This is a genomic window from Paracoccus isoporae, from assembly GCF_900101865.1.
Lineage (GTDB): Bacteria > Pseudomonadota > Alphaproteobacteria > Rhodobacterales > Rhodobacteraceae > Paracoccus > Paracoccus isoporae.
Genome location: NZ_FNAH01000008.1, coordinates 64,626 through 82,091 on the forward strand (window position 1 = coordinate 64,626; position 17,466 = coordinate 82,091).

Consider the following 17,466-nt stretch of genomic DNA (forward strand, 5'->3'; position numbering starts at 1 on the left):
CGCCACCACCAAAAAGGTCTGACGGGTCGGCCGCGCCGGCGCAGAGCCGGCCAAGGCAATGCTTGACAGCCGGACCGACGAAGGCGTTTCGTCGAAGCGGATCGGCCGCAAGGCCCGGCGCGCAAGAGGAGGAGGCATTCCGTGCACACGCAGCGCATCACGGTGGAGACCCGCATCGACGCCCCGCTCACGGAGGTGTGGCGCGCCTATACCACGCCGGATGACATCATCCGGTGGAATGCGGCGTCAGAGGACTGGCACACCACCGCGGCCGAGGTCGATCTGCGCGAGGGCGGCGCGTTCTCGTCGCGGATGGAGGCGAAAGATGGCAGCATGGGGTTTGATTTCGCCGGAACCTACACCCGCGTCGTCCCGCAGAACCTGATCGAGTATGAGTTCGGCGGGCGGCAGGCGAGGGTGGAGTTCGCCCCAGATGGCGACGCAGTGACGGTGCGTGTCAGCTTCGACGCCGAAGACAGCCACAGCGTCGAGGAGCAGCGGGCGGGCTGGCAGGCGATCCTGGACAATTTTGCGCGGCACGTCACCGCCGGATAGCCCCCGGTCAGCGGCGCGGATGCGCCTTGCGATACACCGCCAGGAGATGCGCATCATCGACGCCGGTATAGACCTGCGTCGTGGACAGGCTGGCATGACCCAGCAATTCCTGGATCGTGCGCAGATCGCCGCCCGCCGACAGCAGATGGGTGGCAAAGCTGTGCCGCATCGCATGTGGTGTCGCGGTTGGCGGCAGGCCGAGCGATTGCCGCATCGAGGCCACCGCGCGTTCCAAAACGCCTGCGCGCAGCGCCCCGCCCCGCGCGCCGCGAAACAGCGCCTCGTCCGGGTCCATCGGCCAGGGGCACAACTCCAGATACCCCGCGATGGCGTCGCGTGCGACCGGCAGGACCGGGACCATCCGCTCGCGCCCGCCCTTGCCGCGAATGGTCAGCGTCTCCGCCAGCGGCCAGTCATGCCCCTGAAGGGACAAGGCCTCGGAGATCCGCAGCCCGCAGCCATAAAGCAGCGTCAGCACAGCGGCGTCGCGCGCCGCGATCCAGGGCTTCGGGTGATGGCTGCCTGCCTCATCCAGCAGGGCCCGCGCCTGATCCTGCGCCAGCGGGCGCGGCAGGGACCGCTTGTATTTCGGACCGCGCGCCGACAAGGCGGCTGAGAGGTCGAACCCCTCCCGGTCGGACAGGAAACGCAGGAAGCTGCGGATCGCCGAGAGCCGCCGCGCCAGCGAGCGCGCCGACAGGCCGCGCTCCCGCTCCGCCGCCGCGAAGGCCCGCATATCGGTCTGCTTCAGCCCTGACAGCGATTTCGGCGTGGCGGCCTGCCCGTGATAGCCACCGAGGAATGACAGGAACGCGATCGCATCGTCGCGATAGGCCGAGATGGTGTGCGGCGAGCGGTCGCGGGTTCCCGCCTCGCCCTCCAGCCATCGCCCCACCGCATCCGCCATGGCGGGCGACAGGGCGAGCGGCCCGTTCATTCGTCCAGCCACCGCAACAGAACCAGCCGGAAGGCCTGCCCGAAGAACCGCAGCAGATCGGTGCCCTGCGCGGCGCTGAACCGGCCCGGCTCTGCCGATCCCATCAGCAGCATGGCAGGCAGCCGGGTCGGGCCGAGATCCAGCGGGATCAGCGCCTCGGACGAGACCGGGCCGCCATGCAGACCGACCGTGGCCGCCACCACCCGGCGCAGCACGACCTCTCCCGATGACTGGCCGCGCCGGCCACCCGCGAGGGATTTGGCAACGGTGCCATGCGGCACCATGGTCAGCGGGCCGCCCAGCTCCGGTGCGCCCTGCTTGGTCTCGGTCTCCATCACCAGCACCAGCGTATCGACGCGAAGAATATCGGCGAGATCGCCTTGCAGATTGTCGAGAAACCCGTCGAAATCCACCGGCTCCAGCAGCGACAACACGGCGCGGTGGATGGTGTTCATCCCCGACTGGTTCTCATAGGCCGCCGCGATGACCGTCTCATGCGCCGATTCCAGCCGGTCCAGCCGGGCCTCCAGGGCCGTCATGGCGCGGCCGCGAATGTCGATGACATTTTCGCCCACCCCGTCCTCATGCGCGCCGACAATGGCGCGCATCAGGTCGCGATCCATCAGGATCGTGCTGGGATCCTCCATCAGCGCCTGGCGCTGTTCGGCGGTCAGCCCGGTCTCGCTCATTGCCCGCCGATCTTCTGGCCGGTCTTTTCCCAGTCGGCGTTGAACTGCGCCAGCCCCTTGTCGGTCAGCGGATGGGTGGCCATCGACTTGATGACAGTGGGCGGCGAGGTGATGACATCGGCGCCGATCCGCCCCGCCTCGATGATATGGTTCACCGAGCGGATGGAGGCGGCGAGGATCTGCGTCTCATAGCCGTAATTGTCGTAGATCTCGCGGATATCGGCGATCAGCTCCATCCCATCCAGATGGATATCGTCCAGCCGACCGATGAACGGGCTGATGAAGGTCGCGCCCGCCTTGGCGGCCAGGATCGCCTGCGCCGGAGAGAAGCAGAGCGTGACATTGACCATATGGCCGTCGTCGGACAGCGCCCGGCAGGCCTTCAGCCCGTCCCAGGTCAGCGGCACCTTCACGGCGATATTCTCCGCGATCTTCGCCAGATGCTTGCCCTCGCGGATCATGTCATCGGCCTTCTCGGCCACGACCTCGGCCGAGACCGGGCCGTCGACCATCTCGCAGATCTCGCGTGTGACCTCTTCGATGTCGCGGCCGGCCTTCAGGATCAGCGACGGGTTGGTGGTCACACCGTCCACCATGCCGAGCTCGTTCAACTCGCGGATGGCATCGACATCGGCGGTATCGACAAAGAATTTCATGGCGCTCTCCTGAATTGCGTTCGGCCGAGTGATAGCGCATCGGCGCCGGTGCGGGAAGGTCGAGGTGCTTGTTTTTCGCGCGGTCTCGGGCCAAGTCTGCGGGACTTCGCTTGAGGGCAGGCTGTGAGTTTCTACGATGAGGGCCAGCGTATCGGGGTGCTGACCACCGAGCCGGTCGGGCTGCTGGATTACCTGGCGCCCGAGGGTGGCGTGGCCGAGGGGCAGATCGTGATCTGCCCGCTGGGTCCGCGCCGGGTGATGGGGGCCGTCTGGGGACAGGGCGAGGGGTCGTTCGATCTGGCGAAGCTGCGCCCGGTGGCGCAGGTGGTGGAGGCCGCACCGCTTTCCGCGGAGTTGCGGGATTTCCTGAACCGGGCGGCGGAGTATACGCTGACGCCCCTGCCGGTGCTGCTGCGCATGGCGATGCGCGCGCCCGATCTGGGCAAGCCGCCCGCCGAGCGCCGCATCATCCACCGCGCCGGGCCTGAACCCGCCCGCATGACCGAGGCGCGGCATGCCGTGCTGCGGGTGTTGGACGATCACGGCGGGGCGGGGTTTGCGCCCACCGAACTGGCGCAGATGGCCGGGGTCGGGGCCAGCGTGGTCAAGGGGCTGGTCGCCGCCGGTACTCTGGCCGAGGTGAGCGCGCCCAGGGACTTGCCCTATCCACGGCTCGACCCGGAGCTGCCCGGCAAGGCGCTCGCCCCCGATCAGGCGGCGGCGGCAGAGGCGTTGCGCGACGCGGTCGCCTCGGGCGGCTATGGCACGACGCTGCTGCGCGGGGTGACCGGCTCGGGCAAGACGGAGGTCTATCTGGAGGCCGTTGCCGCCTGTCTGCGCGCCGGGCGGCAGGCGCTCGTGCTGCTGCCCGAGATCGCGCTGTCGGCGGAGTTTCTCGACCGGGTCGAGGCGCGCTTTGGCGCGCGGCCGGGCGAATGGCATTCCGGGATCAGCCGGACCGAGCGTCGGCGGCTCTGGCATATGGCGGCGCAGGGCGAGGTCTCGCTGGTGGTCGGCGCGCGCTCGGCGCTGTTCCTGCCGTTTCGCGATCTGGGGCTGATCGTGGTCGATGAGGAGCATGATTCCTCCTATAAACAGGAAGATACGGTCTATTACTCGGCCCGCGACATGGCGGTGCTGCGCGGGGCCGGGGCGCAGGCGCAGGTGGTGCTGGCCTCGGCCACGCCGAGCCTCGAAAGCTGGGTGAATGCGGCATCGGGCAAGTATCATCGGCTGGATCTGCGCGCGCGCTATGGCGAGGCGGAGCTGCCGGAGATGGCGACGGTGGATCTGCGCGCCGAGGCGATGCCAGGTGGGCAGTGGATTTCACCCACGCTGGCGCACGCGGTCGAGGCAAGGCGGGCGCGGGGCGAACAATCGCTTCTGTTCCTGAACCGCCGGGGCTATGCGCCGGTGACCGTCTGCCGGGCCTGTGGTGAGCAGATCGGCTGTCAGCAATGCGATGCGCGCATGGTCGAGCACCGGTTCCAGAACCGGCTGGTCTGTCATCAATGCGGCGAGTCGCGGCCCATCCCCGATGCCTGCCCCGCCTGCGGGGTCGAGGGGCGGCTGGCCCCGGTCGGTCCGGGGGTGGAGCGTCTGGCCGAAGAGGTCGCGGCGCGGTTTCCCGAAGCGAAGGCAACGGTGCTGTCCTCGGATCTGTTCGGCTCGGCGCGCGCCCTGAAAGAGACGATTGCCGAGATTGCCGGGGGTGACACCGACATCATCATCGGCACGCAACTGGTGGCGAAGGGTCACAATTTTCCGCGGCTGACTCTGGTGGGCGTGATCGATGCCGATCTGGGGCTGCAAGGTGCCGATCTGCGCGCCGCCGAGCGGTCCTTTCAGCTCATGCGCCAGGTGGCGGGGCGCGCGGGCCGCGTGGCGGGGCAGCGGCCCGGTCTGGCGCTGTTGCAGACCCATCAGCCCGATCATCCGGTGATCCGGGCGATTCTGTCCGGCGATGACGAAGGCTTCTGGGATGCCGAGGCCGCCATGCGGCGCGAGGCCGGCATGCCGCCTTTCGGGCGGCTGGCGGGGATCATCCTGTCGCATCCCGATCTGGGGATAGTGAGCGCGTTTGCGCGGCATCTGGCGGGTCAGGCCGCCCCGATCCGTGCGGCCGGGGCCGAATTGTGGGGACCGGCACCTGCGCCGATCGCGCGGATAAGGGGACGTCACCGGGTGCGCATGCTGATCCGCGCCCCGCGACAGGCGGCGTTGCAGATGGCGATTTCGGACTGGCTTCAGCCGGTGAAACTGCCGGTGAATATGCGGCTGTCGGTGGATATTGATCCGCAGAGTTTCCTGTAGCGGCAGGTCGTGCGGCGGGACCGCCCCTCGCCAATCTTCGCCTCTTTCTTCTTCACGAAAATACCCATGTCCCGACCGAGCCGGGGCAGTCCCCGCCTGGAATCAAGGGGCGCAGCCCCGCCGGGCAGCGCCCGACCGCCCCATGGGCGGGCGCTTCGTGGCCGGTCCGCGCAGGATAGTCGTTCGGCGGGGATGCGCGATGAAGTGCATTGTGGTGCGGTCGGAGGCGCCCACCCGCGGTCGGGCGTTGCCCTATGTTGCACTTGGTCAACGTCTGGCGGCGAAAAACTCACGCAATATTGCGCTGCTTTCCCCGGCGGCGATGCCGTCATGGATCTCGGGCCGGTGGTGGCATTGCGGGTGCTCGAAGACGCGCGCGCCGTGGCGCACGCCGCCCATGCGGGGATCCTCCGCGCCGAAATAGAGGATCTCGATCCGCGCGGCAGAGATGGCGGCGGCGCACATCGGGCAGGGTTCCAGCGTCACCCAGAGCCGGTGCCCCGGCAGGCGTTCGGAACCGGCGGCGGCGCAGGCGGCGCGGATGGCGAGGATCTCGGCATGGGCGGTGGGGTCGTGCACTTCGCGGGTGCGGTTGCCGGCGCTTGCCACGACGCGGCCCGCCGCATCGGTCAGCACCGCGCCCACCGGCACCTCGCCGCGTGTGGCGGCGGCGCGGGCCTCGGCCAAAGCCTGCGGCATATGCGAGACGAAATCGCTCATGCGGCGTTGTTGCATGGCTGCCCTGCAATGGGGAAGTTCTTTCCTTTGCGCGCGGGCAGGCGTATTCATGCGGTTTCGCCGCAGAGATGCGCCCACAGGAGAATCGCCATGACCGACCAGCCCAATCCCGACAAACCCGCCAATGCCGACCGCATCGCCAAGGTGATCGCGCGCGCCGGCCTCGCCTCGCGGCGCGAGGCGGAGCGGATGATCCTCGAGGGCCGGGTGACGGTGAACGGGCAGAAGATCGACAGCCCGGCGCTCGACGTGCTGCCCGCGGACCGGATCACGGTGGATGGCAAGCGGCTGGAGGAACCGCAGGAGACGCGGCTCTGGCTCTATTACAAGCCGGTCGGGCTGATCACCTCGGAGGCGGATGAGAAGGGCCGGCAGACCGTGTTCGACGCGCTGCCGCGCGATCTGCCGCGGGTGATGAGCGTGGGGCGGCTGGATCTGAACTCCGAAGGGCTGCTCTTGCTGACCAATGACGGCGAGCTGAAGCGGCGGCTGGAATTGCCGGAAACCGGCTGGCTGCGCCGCTATCGCGTCCGGGTGAATGGCCAGCCCAATGATCTGACCTTTGCGCCTTTGCGCCGCGGGGTCGAGATCGAGGGCGAGGAATTCGCGCCGATGGAAATCAAGCTCGACAGCCAGCAGGGCGCGAATGCCTGGCTGACCGTGGGCATTCGCGAGGGCAAGAATCGCGAGATCCGGCGCGCCATGGCCCATGTCGGGCTGCAGGTGAACCGGCTGATCCGCATCGGTTACGGTCCGTTCAAGCTGACCGGGCTGGAGGCAAACGAGGTCCGCGAGATCAAGCGCCGGGTGCTGCGCGACCAGCTGGGCGGGCTGCTGACCGGTGAGGCCGAGGAGAAGGACCGGCCCTTCCGCGCGCATGGCGCAGACCCAGAGAGCCGGGACCGCCGCGACGCAGGCGGCGACCGGCGTGGCTTTGGCCGTGGCGACGGCTCGGGTCGCAAGGACGACCGGCCCCGGCCCGACGGGGCGCGCGGCGGTTTCGGTCGCCGCGGTGATGGCGGTGCGGATGATGGATCGCGCAGGCCCGGCGCCAAGCGCGGTGGCGGCGACGGCAAGCCCTTCGGTCGGCGGGATGATGCCGGGCGGACACCGGCTGGGCGCAGGGCCGAGGGCGAGGGGGCAACCTCTGGCCGGACCGAACGCGGCCAGGGCGCGGCACGTCCGCGGCGCGATGACGGTGAGCGCAAGCCCTATGAACGGCGCGAGGGGGAGGCACGGCGCCCCCGGCAATCTGGCGCGGGCGACGCCGATGGCCGCAGTGAGCGCAAGCCCTTCAATCGTCGCGATGACGCAGCAAGGAAGCCGCGCCACGCAAGGGGAGACGACGCACCGCATGCCCGCTCTGGCGGGGAAAAGGGGCGCGCCGGAAAGCCCGCGAAGCGTTTTGACCGGGAGGGGGCCGGGGCCGGAGGCACGGCCGGGGCAAGGCGGGCCGACACTCCGCGCGGCGGTTTTTCAGGCAAGGGGCCGCGCGGCGGGTTCAAGCCCGACGGCGCGGGCCCGAAGCGGGGCGGCAGGCCAGGCGGCGGTCCGGCAAAGGGACCGTCCCGTTCGGGACCCAAAGGGCCGCGCCGGCCCAGTGGCTGATCACTTCGTCAGGATCAGCTTGCCGGCGCGGGTGATGCGCAGGTTATAGACCTGGTCGTTCAGCACGATCAGAGCCTGGTTGCCGCCATGCGTCAGCTCTGTGGCCTCGTGCGCGGGCAGATTGTTCACGGGTGTAATTCCGACGTGGCCGAATTCGGCAGGGCGTGTGGCGGTCATGTCGTGTCCTCTTTGCTGAACCTTGGGCCAACATTGCGCAACGCCCGACCGAATGTCAAAGTGTTTTTGTCGGAATTAGTCTTCGCCGTCGTGACAGGCGGCGATGTGCTGCCCCAATTGCAGAAGCATCTGGTTGTAGAGCGCCGCATCATCGGGGAGGTCCAGCCCCGCGGGCGAAAGCGGCGGGCCCAGTTTCAGGCCGGTCCCGTCGATCACCGTCTCGATCATCCGGGCAGGTTGATTCGTTTCGCTGAAGGCGCAGCTCGCCCCGGACGCCGCGATGCGGTCCCGGACCTCACTCAGCCGCGCGGCGGACGGGGCAGAGGCGTCGCCGAGCGTGATGGCAATGGCATCGGGCAGGCCGAAGGCGGCGGTGAAATTGCCGTATGCGTCATGGAAGGTGACAAACGGCCCGATCTCCTGGCTGGCGAGAAGCGACCGGATCTCGGTCTCCGTCGCGTCGAGCCGCGCCTGCGCCGCCACGGCATTCCGGCGATAAGCCTCCCCGTTCTGCGGGTCCAGCCGGGCCAGCTGATCGGCGAGCGTGGCGAACCAGAGCCGGCCATTCTCCGGGTTCAGCCAGCCATGCGGATCCTGCGAGCCGTGATCGTGATCGTGGTCGTGGTCGTGGTCGTGGTCGTGGCCGTTATCGTGGTCGTCTGTGTGCGCCTCCACGCCCTCACGCTCCGCCGCGGGACTGTCGTCATCAGTCAGCGCGCGCAATTCGACACCCGCCACGTCGAGCAGCGCCAATTGCGCCTCCTCTCCCCGTTGCGCGGCCGCCCGGTCCAGCCACCCGGTCAGTTCCGGTCCCATCCAGACCAGCAGATCCGCATTCTCCAACGCGCGGACCTGGGAAGGACGAAGCTGGAAATCATGCGGGTCGGCAGCGCGGTCGAGCAGCAACTCCACCTGGGCCAGATCGCCGGTCACCTGGCGGGCAATCGAGGCAGTGACCGGGATGTCGGTGGCGATGCGCAGCGGCGCGGCCCCGACCGGTGCGGCGAGGAGCAGCAGGGCGGCGGAAAACAGAAATCGTGGAGGGAAGGGGTTCATCTGGGGTCCTGGCTTGTGGAATGTCCGGGCTATCTGTATGTGATAACGTAACAAGTCAACCAGAATGTTATAAAGTTACATGAACACCGCTTTCGACCGACATGATCACGGCGCATGCGCCCATGAGGCGCTGTCGCGGGCCGAGAGGATCGCGGCGGATCGCGGGCTTCGCCTGACGCCGGTGCGCCGCCGCGTGCTGGAAATCCTGCTGGAACGCCATCGGGCCCTGGGCGCCTATGAGGTGCTGGAACGGCTGGCCTCGGAAGGGCTGGGCAAGCAGCCCCCCGTGGCCTATCGCGCGCTTGAATTTCTGGTCGAGAACGGGCTGGCGCATCGCATCCAGCGGCTGAATGCCTTCACCGCCTGCGTGGGCGACCATGCCGACGGCCAGCCCCCCGCCTTCCTGATCTGCCGGGACTGCCAGACCGTGGCGGAGTTGGATGCCAGCGCGCTGCACGAGACCTTGTCTGCGCAGGCCAACGGCGCCGGGTTTCATGTCGAGCGGGTGACGGTCGAGGCGCTCGGCCTCTGCACCGCCTGCGCGGCGGTGGCGCAATGAGCGGCGGGCCGTTAATCGCGGCGCATCGGCTGACGGTGCGCCATGCCGGGGCGGCGCGGGCGATCCTGCAGGACGTGGATTTCAGCATTCGGTCAGGCGAGATCGTGACCGTGGTGGGCCCCAACGGCTCGGGCAAGTCCACGCTGGTGCGCGCGGTGCTGGGCCATGTCGCGCTCGAAGCGGGCGAGATCCGTCGCCAGCCGGAGCTTCGGATCGGCTATGTCCCCCAGAGGGTTCATGTGGACGACCGGATCCCGATGACCGTGCGCCGCTTCCTGTCGCTGCCCCGGCGGATCTCCGACGCGGCGGCGTCGGCCGCGCTGTCACGGACCGGCGCGGACGGATTGCAGGCACGACAGATCACCCGGCTCTCGGGCGGGCAGTTCCAGCGTGTGCTGCTGGCGCGGTCGCTGCTGCACGCCCCGCAATTGCTGGTTCTCGACGAGCCGACGCAGGGGCTGGACCAGCCAGGGATCGTCGCCTTCTATCAATTGATCGAGGAGATCCGGCAGCAGACCGGCGCGGCGGTGCTGATGGTCAGCCACGACCTGCTGGTGGTGATGCGGGCGTCGGACCAGGTGATCTGTCTGAACGGCCATGTCTGCTGCCACGGCACGCCGGAAACGGTCAGCGCGGCACCGGAATATCAGGCGCTGTTCGGAGTCGATTCGGCGCAGACGCTGGCCCTGTACCGGCACCGCCATGACCACGACCATGACCAGTCCGGTCTCCCCCAAGGCGATCATGCGTGCCACCTTGGCGCGGAGCACGGAGCGCTGCGGCATGTTCGATGATTTCCTGATCCGCGCCGCCATTGCCGGGCTGGGGGTGGTGCTGGCCGCCGGGCCGCTCGGATGTTTTGTCGTCTGGCGGCGCATGGCCTACTTTGGCGACGCCACCGCCCATGCCGCCATCCTCGGCGTGGCGCTGAGCCTCGCGCTCGGCGCGCCGGTCTATCTCGGCACCATCGGGGTCGCCGTCGTGATGGGCTGGCTGGTCGCGCATCTGGCCGGACGGGGAGAGGCGGTCGATACCGCGCTTGGAGTGCTGGCACATGGCGCGCTGGCTTTCGGTCTGGTGGCGGCCAGCCTGATCCCCGGTCTGCGCAACGATCTGAATGCCTGGCTCTTCGGCGATATCCTGATGGTGCAGCATGCGGACCTGCTCTGGGTCTGGGGGGGCGCGACGCTGGTGCTGGGCCTGCTGATCTGGCGCTGGCAGGCGCTCGTCACCGCAACCGTGAACGAGGAACTGGCCATGGCCTCCGGCATTGCGCCGGGGCGCGAGCGGCTGATCCTGACGCTCGCCATGGCGGTGACGGTTGCCGTCGCGATTCGCGTCGTGGGTGCCTTGCTGGTCTCTGCCCTGCTGGTGATTCCCGCCGCGTCGGCGCGTGGTTTCGCGCGCAGCCCGGAACACATGGCCGTGATGGCGACGCTGATCGGGGCGGTTTCCGTTGCGGCCGGTCTGGGCGCGAGCCTCTCTGCGGACCTGCCGGCCGGGCCCGCGATCATTGCCTCCGCGGCGCTGATCTTCCTGCTGGCGCTGCCGTTTCGCAGAAGTTAGACATAATTGTCACACTGCGGCGGAAGCACCCTGATCGGGCAGGAACCGACCCCCTGTGAGGGTGTTGTGAAATATGCAACAGTTGAGGCAAACCCGCCGGGGATTTGAATTAATCCGACTTTCAAAGCCACGCAGTTTGTGAGACTGTCGCCCCGATGCTGCTGGAGACGGCAGCTTTCACAAGACCAAACGGAGCATGATCATGACCAAATTTGCTACCTTCGCTGCGGCCCTCGGCCTGACCGCTTCCTCGGCTCTGGCCGGCGGCTATGTTGAGCCCGTCGTCGAAGTCGAGCCGGTTGTTGTCGACGCCGCCCCCGCGGCTTCGTCGAACGCTGGCCTGGTTGTCCCGGCGCTGCTGCTGCTGGGCGTTATCGCCGCCGTCGCTTCGGACGACGACGACGACGACTCGTCGACCACCAACTAATCATTATCCGCAAGGATATGGTTTCGAGGGGCTGGCGCTTGCCAGCCCTTTTCGATTCCGGGGGCACGCGATGCCGGTCATCGATCGTGCAGGGACCGAAAAACAAAACGCCCGGCGCTGTCACCGGGCGTTTGCATGATCGGGCGACAGCCCGCGGCTAGGGGCGGATTGTCTGGATCGTCACATAGCCAAGTTGGGGGCTGATCCATTGCCGCGAGACGGGGATCTGCCCGGATGCGGTCACGAGATAAGAATTCTGCACCTCGACGCCACCACCCTCACAGGTCTCCATGACCTGGGTTGCGGACCATGCGCGCCCGGCAAAGCCGAAGCTCTTGCCTTCGCCGGTGGCGACGGTGCAGGTCATCGGCAGGGGTCGTTCCACGCCGTCGCCGCCAAGATAGCGGTTGATCCGGGTGGCCTGGCCGGCGCGGCGCGCGCGGATCAGTGCCGCCGGTCCATCGGCCTCGGCCACGGAGAGGTCATGTCCCAGCCCCTTCGTGCCGGTCAGCATGCCGTTGCGGATGATGAGCGCCTGCTCGTTGGGCGTCATGTAGGTGCGCATATCGCCGTTCTGACCGGTCATCGCCATCACCTGTGTGGCGCCGCTGCTTTCCAAGCCGGCGAGGATCAGAGGAGCGGGGTTGGCCGCCAGGGCGCGGGCAGCCATCTGCTCGGCGCTGAGCGGTGCGGCGGCTTGCGCGGGCGCCCGCCCGCCACCACCGACCCGCGCCACGGCAGGCGCGACTGCCTCTTGCAACTGCCCGTAAAGCGAGTTGCCGGCCTCGGGGTCGCGCGTGCCGCAGGCGGCAAGGGCCAGACCGGCGGCCGCCATCAGGGCTGTGTTCTTCATCATCCGCGTCATCGCCAGAATTTCCCCCATCCGTCGTAGAGATTGCCGGTATGGCTTTCACGCACCACCTCGTAGAGCCGGTCATCGACCCGCACCCGCGACCCGCCATCGCGCGACAGCGACCGGATCGTGCCGCCGATCCGCTGGGTCGAAGGTGTCCCGGTCGCCCAGCTCAGCGGAATCGACAGCCGGATTCCCTTGTCGAAGGAGCCTTCGCCGAATTCCTCTTCGCTCATATCGGTCTTGGTGGCGAAAGCGCCGATCCGCCAGCCATTCTCGAATTCGCGGTTCAGGGCGACCGTCGCGCCCACATCGCCGGCCAGATACTTGCCGACATCGATTTGTCCCCAGATCCCGCCGCCGAAATCGTAATAGGCCGAGACATGGCCGGTGGTGACCTCGTAGTCGCGGAACTCGAATGCCTCGTGGAACTCGCGCTTGCGGACATGGTTCACCTCGGCACCGATGGCCAGACGCGAATCCACCGGCTTCCACAGCGCCTCCGCCGAGACACCGCCATAGGCGCGTTCGAGCAGGCCGAATGTCACCCGCGTGTAGACGGTCGGGGTCGGCTTCGCGAACCACGCCAGGGTCAGTCTGGGGATGGACGGGCTGTCATCGCCGGAATACATCCGGCCGTCCGAGCGGACCCTTGGCACGCCGAACGCGGTCACGTCGGCATCCTGCGCCTGATACTCCTCCACCGAGAGGCCGCCGGGCGCCTCCTGTTCGATGGAGCCGAAGGCGCGTTGCTTGACTTCGCCAGAGAGGACAAGACCGGGTCGGATCTCGTAGCGGGCGCTCGCCCGCGCCCCGACCTCGTAGCGCCAGGGGTCGTCGGGGTCGAACAGGCTGACCGAGACATAGGGACGGATGCCCCAGCTAAAGCTCGGATACAGCCCGTCGGACATGACCAGATCACCGGGGCGCGGATCGGCGCTGACGATCTGGGCGCGCTGACCGATATGGGCGGCCGCCGTGTTCTCCAGCCGCTCGACATCGGACCGCCGCAGAACCACCGAGGAGGTCGGCACGCCATGTTCGACCGAGGTGATGACGAAGGTCTCGACCGATGGCGGCAGGGCGCGCGTCATCAGCCGCGCGGTGCGTCCGATCGCCTCGGCCTGCTGGCTGTAGCGGTTGTTGCTGATGCGCACCTCGGCGCGATTGGCCGAGAGCGACATGGATTCGAGCGTCTGGCCCTCGTTCCGCAGCGCCTTGCCAAGCGCGGTCTGGATGACCGGGCGAGCGGTCGCGTCCGCGGTCCAGGCACCGGACCAGCCTTCGGGATCCGCACCCGGTGCCGGGCGCGGCCGGACCGGTGCGGGCGCCGGTTCCAGACCGGACGGGTAGGGGGAGTTGCGGGCGTTCAGCGCGACCGAGCCGCGAATGCCGAACGTGTCGCCGCCGACCGTGTAGGCGCCGATCTGGTAGGTGTCGCCGATCTTGTAATTGACGCCGAGATTGAACTTGCCGCCCGGCGGCTCCGCCCCGCCGCCGATTTCGGGTTCGTAATCGTCATGCGAGTATTCGGCCAGCACCGACAGCGTGTCCGTTGCTTGCCACTCGACCGAGGCGAAGGGTTTGGCCGGGCCGGAGAACCAGTCCTCGACATTGGGCTTGCCGCCCTCGTCACGATAATCGGTCTGCCGCCACGCGCCGGCCAGGCGGCCCCAGCCGATGCCGCCGGTGACGCGCAGCCGTGGGGTGACGGTCTTGGTCGCCACCAGATACTCGCCGGAATAAACCCCGGTGCCCATGAAGTCGCGCAGACCGACGGCGACGGCGGGACGCCAGCCTTCATCCTCGTCGAAGATCTGGAACTGCATGTCAAAGCTGCGGTCCTGCAACGCGTCGCGGTTGATGTCGATCCCGTCGATCTTGGAGTAGCGCAGCGCGCCGGTCAGCCTCGGCACCGGCTGGAAACTCAGCGTCACGCGCCGACCGTAATCGCTGTAGCTGACGGTCGCGGCGATTTCCCCTTCCGGGGGCGCGATCGCGGTGGGCGTGTCGATGGCACCCGGCAGGCCATAACTGTTCAATGTCTGACCCTGCGAGGGGGAGGCCACCCCGAGCGCCGAGACAGAGGCGGTCAGCAGCGCGGTGGAGGTCAGTAACAACGGGCGGAAACGACGGCGCATGAAAGGTTCCTCGGCGATAGGTCGGGGGACTATAGGATGTCGGCCGGGCCGCGCCAATGCGTGGAGGCGCTGATGCGGCATGTTTCCGCGGCCCTGTTGCCTCAAGGCACTGGTGGACGGACCGGCCGTCTGTCGGGCGGGCCCGGATCAGCGGTGCCGGGGATCAGCCCTGCTGGGCGGCGGGCCGGGCCTGCGGTGCCGCCTCGGCCGCCGAGGGTTCGGCCGCCACCGGCTCTGCCGGACCCGCGCAACCCTGCATCCGCCGCGAGCCGACGCGCAGCAGCGCGGTCATCGGGTAGGTCCGGTCGGCCATGGTATCGGCACAGCGCACATTGCGGATGTTCAGAGAGAACGGGCCGCCGTTCAGCTCGCCGATATACTCGACACCCTGACGATAAACAATGCGGTTGACGGCGATGTTGCGGCCCGACTGGTTTTCCGGCGTGCGATACTGCGCCGTGCCGTTGGCCACATCGACGCGCCAGAACGGCTCGTTGCCGCGGGCGGTGTAGGCCTGGGTGTTCAACGTGGTGGCCTCGGCGGTGGCGACGGCGCTTTGTTCGCCCTCTACCTCGATCGGCACCTGCGTCGGGGACACTTCGGGATCGGTCAGCGGCGTCTGCATGGGATCGACGGGCTCGGCGGGCGCTTCGGCAGGTGCGGCGTCGAGCGGCCTGTCCCACGGCATGCGCATGTCCTGCATGGTCTGTTCATCGCAGGCGGCGAGCGTAAGCGGCAGAATCGCCAGGGCGTAGCGGAGTTTCATCTGACTGTCCTTCGTTCTGATGCCGGTGCAGGCAATTATGTCCCGTTGCGCCCGCAATAGCTTAATATGTCCATTGGCGGCAAGCATTGCCCGGATCATCCGGCGGCGGGTAGGCACGGGCGCATCCCGCGCCGCCCTTTGTCGGCCTGCCTGAAAACTGGTCATCGAGGAAGATTAAGCCTATTTATTGTGCAGAGATCCGGGTCGCCCACCCTATGGCCCGGGCAGACTGCTTGAGAAGCTCGCAATTGACCCGGACAACCCCGGTGATGGACAGGATGATGAACAAGCTGACCCCTGAAGCGATCCGGCTGGGCGATGTCACGCTCGGCGTGCCGGTGTTCCTGGCCCCGATGGCCGGGATCACGGATCTGCCGTTTCGCCGCGCGGTGGCGAAGTTCGGCGCGGGTCTGGTGGTCAGCGAAATGGTTGCGTCGAGCGAGATGGTGACCGCCCGCCCCTCGCCGCGTGCCTCAGTCCGGGCTAAGGCGCTGACCGAAGGCGTCACTCCGGTCTCGGTTCAGATCGCCGGGCGCGAGGCCGCGCCGATGGCCGAGACAGCGCGGATCGTGGCCGACATGGGCGCGCGGATTATCGACATCAACATGGGCTGCCCGGCCAAGAAGGTGACGGGCGGTCTGTCCGGCGCCGCGCTGATGCGCGATCTGGATCACGCGCTCGGCCTGATCGATGCGGTGGTCGGGGCGGTCGACCTGCCGGTAACGCTGAAGATGCGGCTCGGATGGGACAGCGATTGCCTGAACGCGGCCGAATTGTCGGCGCGTGCAGGGGATGCCGGCGTGCAGATGCTCAGCGTGCATGGCCGGACCCGCGCGCAGTTCTATACCGGCCGGGCAGACTGGGCGGCGATCCGCCCGGTCGCAAATCTGCCGGGCAGGCCGCCCCTTGTCGTCAACGGCGATATCTTGGACGCGCAGGCCGCACGGGCTGCGCTGTCCGCCTCGGGGGCCGAGGCGGTGATGGTCGGTCGCGGGGCGCAGGGTGCGCCCTGGCGGCTGGCGGAGATTGCCCATGCGCTGCACGGCACAGCTGCCCCCCGCATTCCCAAGGGAGATGCGCTGGCAGATCTCGTGGCCGCGCATTACGAGGACATGATGTCATTCTACGGCACCGATCCGGGTCTGCGCGTCGCGCGCAAGCATCTGGGATGGTATGCCGAGGCGAACGGCGCGGCGGGCGGCAAGCAGGCGCTGTTCCGCGCCCCCAGCCCGGCCGAAACGCTGCGGCTGATCCGAACGGTGTTTGCGGATGCGCCGGGCCCCGGCGCCGGGATCGCCGCATGAGCGCCGGGGCGAGCTTTACGCCGGGCCCCAGCTTTGACGCGCTGCCGCTGCCCGGCCTGATGCTCGACGCGCAGGACCGAATCGTCGGGCTGAACGATGCAGCCGAGATCTGGCTGAACCTGTCGCGCCGCCTGGCGCTCGGCCACCGGCTGGAGGATGAGCAGATCCACGCGCGCCTGCAGGTCAGCCCCGCCCTCTCGCCGCTTCTGGACCGGGTCCGCGACGGGCATGGCCCGGTGGGACAGCCGCGCCTGCGCTTCGATCTGGGCGACCGGACCGGTGGGCATTTGCCGCGCTTCGGTGACATCCATCTGGGGCCTGCGCCCGATGAACTGCCCGGCGGGGTCATCCTGCTCATTGCGCCGACCGAGGCGGCGGCGGGCCTGTCGCCAGGGGATGCGTCGCGCAAGGCGGCGCGGCAGGCCGTGGGCATGGCGGAGATGCTGGCCCATGAGATCAAGAACCCGCTGTCCGGCATCCGCGGCGCGGCGCAGCTTCTGTCGATGAATGTAGGCGAGCAGGATCGTGAGTTCACCGATCTGATCGTGGAAGAATCGCGCCGGATCGTGGCGCTTCTGGATCAGGTTGAACGCTTCGGTGACACCTCGCCCCCCGATCTGCGACCGGTCAATCTGCACGATGTGCTGGAACGCGCCCGACGCTCTGCCGAGCTGGGCTTTGCCCGCGATCTCCATGTGGTCACCGAATATGACCCGTCCCTGCCGGATGCGCTTGGCGACGATGACAAGCTGATGCAGGTCGCGCTGAACCTGCTCAAGAACGCGGCAGAGGCGCTGCATGGCGGGCAGGCACAAGGGCGGGACGGGCGCTGCATCCGAATCCGCACGCTGTATGACGGGGCGCTGCGCCTGTCGCCCTGCCCGGACCATCCCAATGGCCGGGCGCTGCCCTTGCAGATCGAGATCGAGGATGACGGGCCGGGCATTCCCGATGCCATCGCCGGGCAGATCTTCGAGCCGTTCGTGTCGGGGCGTGAGAACGGCACCGGGCTGGGCCTGTCGCTGGTCTCGAAGATCGTGGCCGATCACGGCGGCTGGCTGCGGGTCGAGTCCCGACCCGGCCGGACCGTGTTCCGAATTTCATTACCGAAGGCTTGAGAT

At 68.2% G+C, this 17,466-nt stretch carries 18 protein-coding genes; 9 read left to right on the forward strand and 9 right to left on the reverse strand.

Going from position 1 to position 17,466, the window contains the following annotated elements; translation table 11 throughout:
• The first annotated feature begins 141 nt into the window (after nt 1-141).
• Nucleotides 142-555: an SRPBCC family protein gene (locus BLT73_RS12665; RefSeq protein WP_090524322.1), complete on the forward strand. Its 414-nt coding sequence runs from the start codon at nt 142-144 to the stop codon at nt 553-555.
• 7 nt (nt 556-562) lie between these two features.
• Here the strand turns inward: BLT73_RS12665 and BLT73_RS12670 are convergent, their stop codons facing one another.
• The 3 genes from BLT73_RS12670 to fsa are packed head-to-tail and all read right to left on the reverse strand — an operon-like array spanning nt 563 to nt 2,837.
• Nucleotides 563-1,492 carry a tyrosine recombinase XerC gene (locus tag BLT73_RS12670; RefSeq protein WP_090524323.1) on the reverse strand — a complete coding sequence of 310 codons (930 nt, stop codon included), beginning with the start codon at nt 1,490-1,492 and terminating at the stop codon, nt 563-565.
• Nucleotides 1,489-2,181: a DUF484 family protein gene (locus BLT73_RS12675; RefSeq protein WP_090524325.1), complete on the reverse strand. Its 693-nt coding sequence runs from the start codon at nt 2,179-2,181 to the stop codon at nt 1,489-1,491. Before BLT73_RS12675 ends, BLT73_RS12670 begins: the two co-directional genes overlap by 4 nt.
• The gene (gene fsa / locus BLT73_RS12680) at nt 2,178-2,837 is read right to left on the reverse strand and encodes a fructose-6-phosphate aldolase (RefSeq protein WP_090524327.1); all 660 of its coding nucleotides are present in this window, start codon (nt 2,835-2,837) and stop codon (nt 2,178-2,180) included. The genes BLT73_RS12675 and fsa overlap by 4 nt, the downstream gene beginning before the upstream one ends.
• Nucleotides 2,838-2,960: 123 nt before the next feature.
• Here fsa and BLT73_RS12685 point away from each other — a divergent pair, with 123 nt between their 5' ends.
• Entirely contained in the window at nt 2,961-5,150 is a 2,190-nt protein-coding gene (locus BLT73_RS12685; RefSeq protein ID WP_245727327.1) for a primosomal protein N', read from the forward strand.
• Between the two features lie 267 nt (nt 5,151-5,417).
• Here the strand turns inward: BLT73_RS12685 and BLT73_RS12690 are convergent, their stop codons facing one another.
• Nucleotides 5,418-5,885 carry a nucleoside deaminase gene (locus tag BLT73_RS12690; protein WP_245727328.1) on the reverse strand — a complete coding sequence of 156 codons (468 nt, stop codon included), beginning with the start codon at nt 5,883-5,885 and terminating at the stop codon, nt 5,418-5,420.
• A gap of 93 nt (nt 5,886-5,978) precedes the next feature.
• Here BLT73_RS12690 and BLT73_RS12695 point away from each other — a divergent pair, with 93 nt between their 5' ends.
• Entirely contained in the window at nt 5,979-7,496 is a 1,518-nt protein-coding gene (locus tag BLT73_RS12695; RefSeq protein WP_090524332.1) for a pseudouridine synthase, read from the forward strand.
• Here BLT73_RS12695 and hemP read toward each other — a convergent pair whose 3' ends face one another.
• Both hemP and BLT73_RS12705 read right to left on the reverse strand, forming a co-directional pair.
• Nucleotides 7,497-7,673: a hemin uptake protein HemP gene (gene hemP / locus BLT73_RS12700; protein WP_090524334.1), complete on the reverse strand. Its 177-nt coding sequence runs from the start codon at nt 7,671-7,673 to the stop codon at nt 7,497-7,499.
• Between the two features lie 75 nt (nt 7,674-7,748).
• A complete protein-coding gene (locus BLT73_RS12705; RefSeq protein ID WP_090524336.1) occupies nt 7,749-8,729 on the reverse strand; it encodes a zinc ABC transporter substrate-binding protein in 981 nt (326 codons plus the stop codon).
• Between the two features lie 79 nt (nt 8,730-8,808).
• On the opposite strand from BLT73_RS12705, the gene BLT73_RS12710 reads away from it, so the two are divergent.
• From BLT73_RS12710 to BLT73_RS12725, 4 genes are all read left to right on the forward strand, one after another.
• A complete protein-coding gene (locus BLT73_RS12710; RefSeq protein ID WP_090524338.1) occupies nt 8,809-9,288 on the forward strand; it encodes a Fur family transcriptional regulator in 480 nt (159 codons plus the stop codon).
• Nucleotides 9,285-10,082 (forward strand): ATP-binding cassette domain-containing protein, encoded by a 798-nt coding sequence (locus BLT73_RS12715; protein ID WP_090524340.1) that lies wholly within the window; start codon nt 9,285-9,287, stop codon nt 10,080-10,082. The genes BLT73_RS12710 and BLT73_RS12715 overlap by 4 nt, the downstream gene beginning before the upstream one ends.
• Entirely contained in the window at nt 10,072-10,854 is a 783-nt protein-coding gene (locus BLT73_RS12720) for a metal ABC transporter permease (RefSeq protein WP_090524537.1), read from the forward strand. The genes BLT73_RS12715 and BLT73_RS12720 overlap by 11 nt, the downstream gene beginning before the upstream one ends.
• Nucleotides 10,855-11,056: 202 nt before the next feature.
• A complete protein-coding gene (locus BLT73_RS12725) occupies nt 11,057-11,281 on the forward strand; it encodes a hypothetical protein (RefSeq protein ID WP_425438823.1) in 225 nt (74 codons plus the stop codon).
• Nucleotides 11,282-11,438: 157 nt separating this feature from the next.
• On the opposite strand, the gene BLT73_RS12730 is transcribed toward BLT73_RS12725, so the two are convergent.
• From BLT73_RS12730 to BLT73_RS12740, 3 genes are all read right to left on the reverse strand, one after another.
• Nucleotides 11,439-12,137, reverse strand: coding sequence for a YjbF family lipoprotein (locus tag BLT73_RS12730; RefSeq protein WP_090524539.1), 699 nt, complete (start codon nt 12,135-12,137; stop codon nt 11,439-11,441).
• A gap of 5 nt (nt 12,138-12,142) precedes the next feature.
• Complete coding sequence (locus tag BLT73_RS12735) at nt 12,143-14,275, reverse strand: YjbH domain-containing protein (protein WP_090524344.1); 2,133 nt, start codon at nt 14,273-14,275, stop codon at nt 12,143-12,145.
• 163 nt (nt 14,276-14,438) lie between these two features.
• Nucleotides 14,439-15,128: a COG3650 family protein gene (locus tag BLT73_RS12740; protein WP_143025676.1), complete on the reverse strand. Its 690-nt coding sequence runs from the start codon at nt 15,126-15,128 to the stop codon at nt 14,439-14,441.
• 194 nt (nt 15,129-15,322) lie between these two features.
• On the opposite strand from BLT73_RS12740, the gene dusB reads away from it, so the two are divergent.
• Both dusB and BLT73_RS12750 read left to right on the forward strand, forming a co-directional pair.
• Complete coding sequence (dusB, locus tag BLT73_RS12745; protein WP_090524541.1) at nt 15,323-16,345, forward strand: tRNA dihydrouridine synthase DusB; 1,023 nt, start codon at nt 15,323-15,325, stop codon at nt 16,343-16,345.
• Complete coding sequence (locus tag BLT73_RS12750) at nt 16,342-17,463, forward strand: two-component system sensor histidine kinase NtrB (protein WP_090524348.1); 1,122 nt, start codon at nt 16,342-16,344, stop codon at nt 17,461-17,463. The genes dusB and BLT73_RS12750 overlap by 4 nt, the downstream gene beginning before the upstream one ends.
• Nucleotides 17,464-17,466 lie beyond the last annotated feature (3 nt).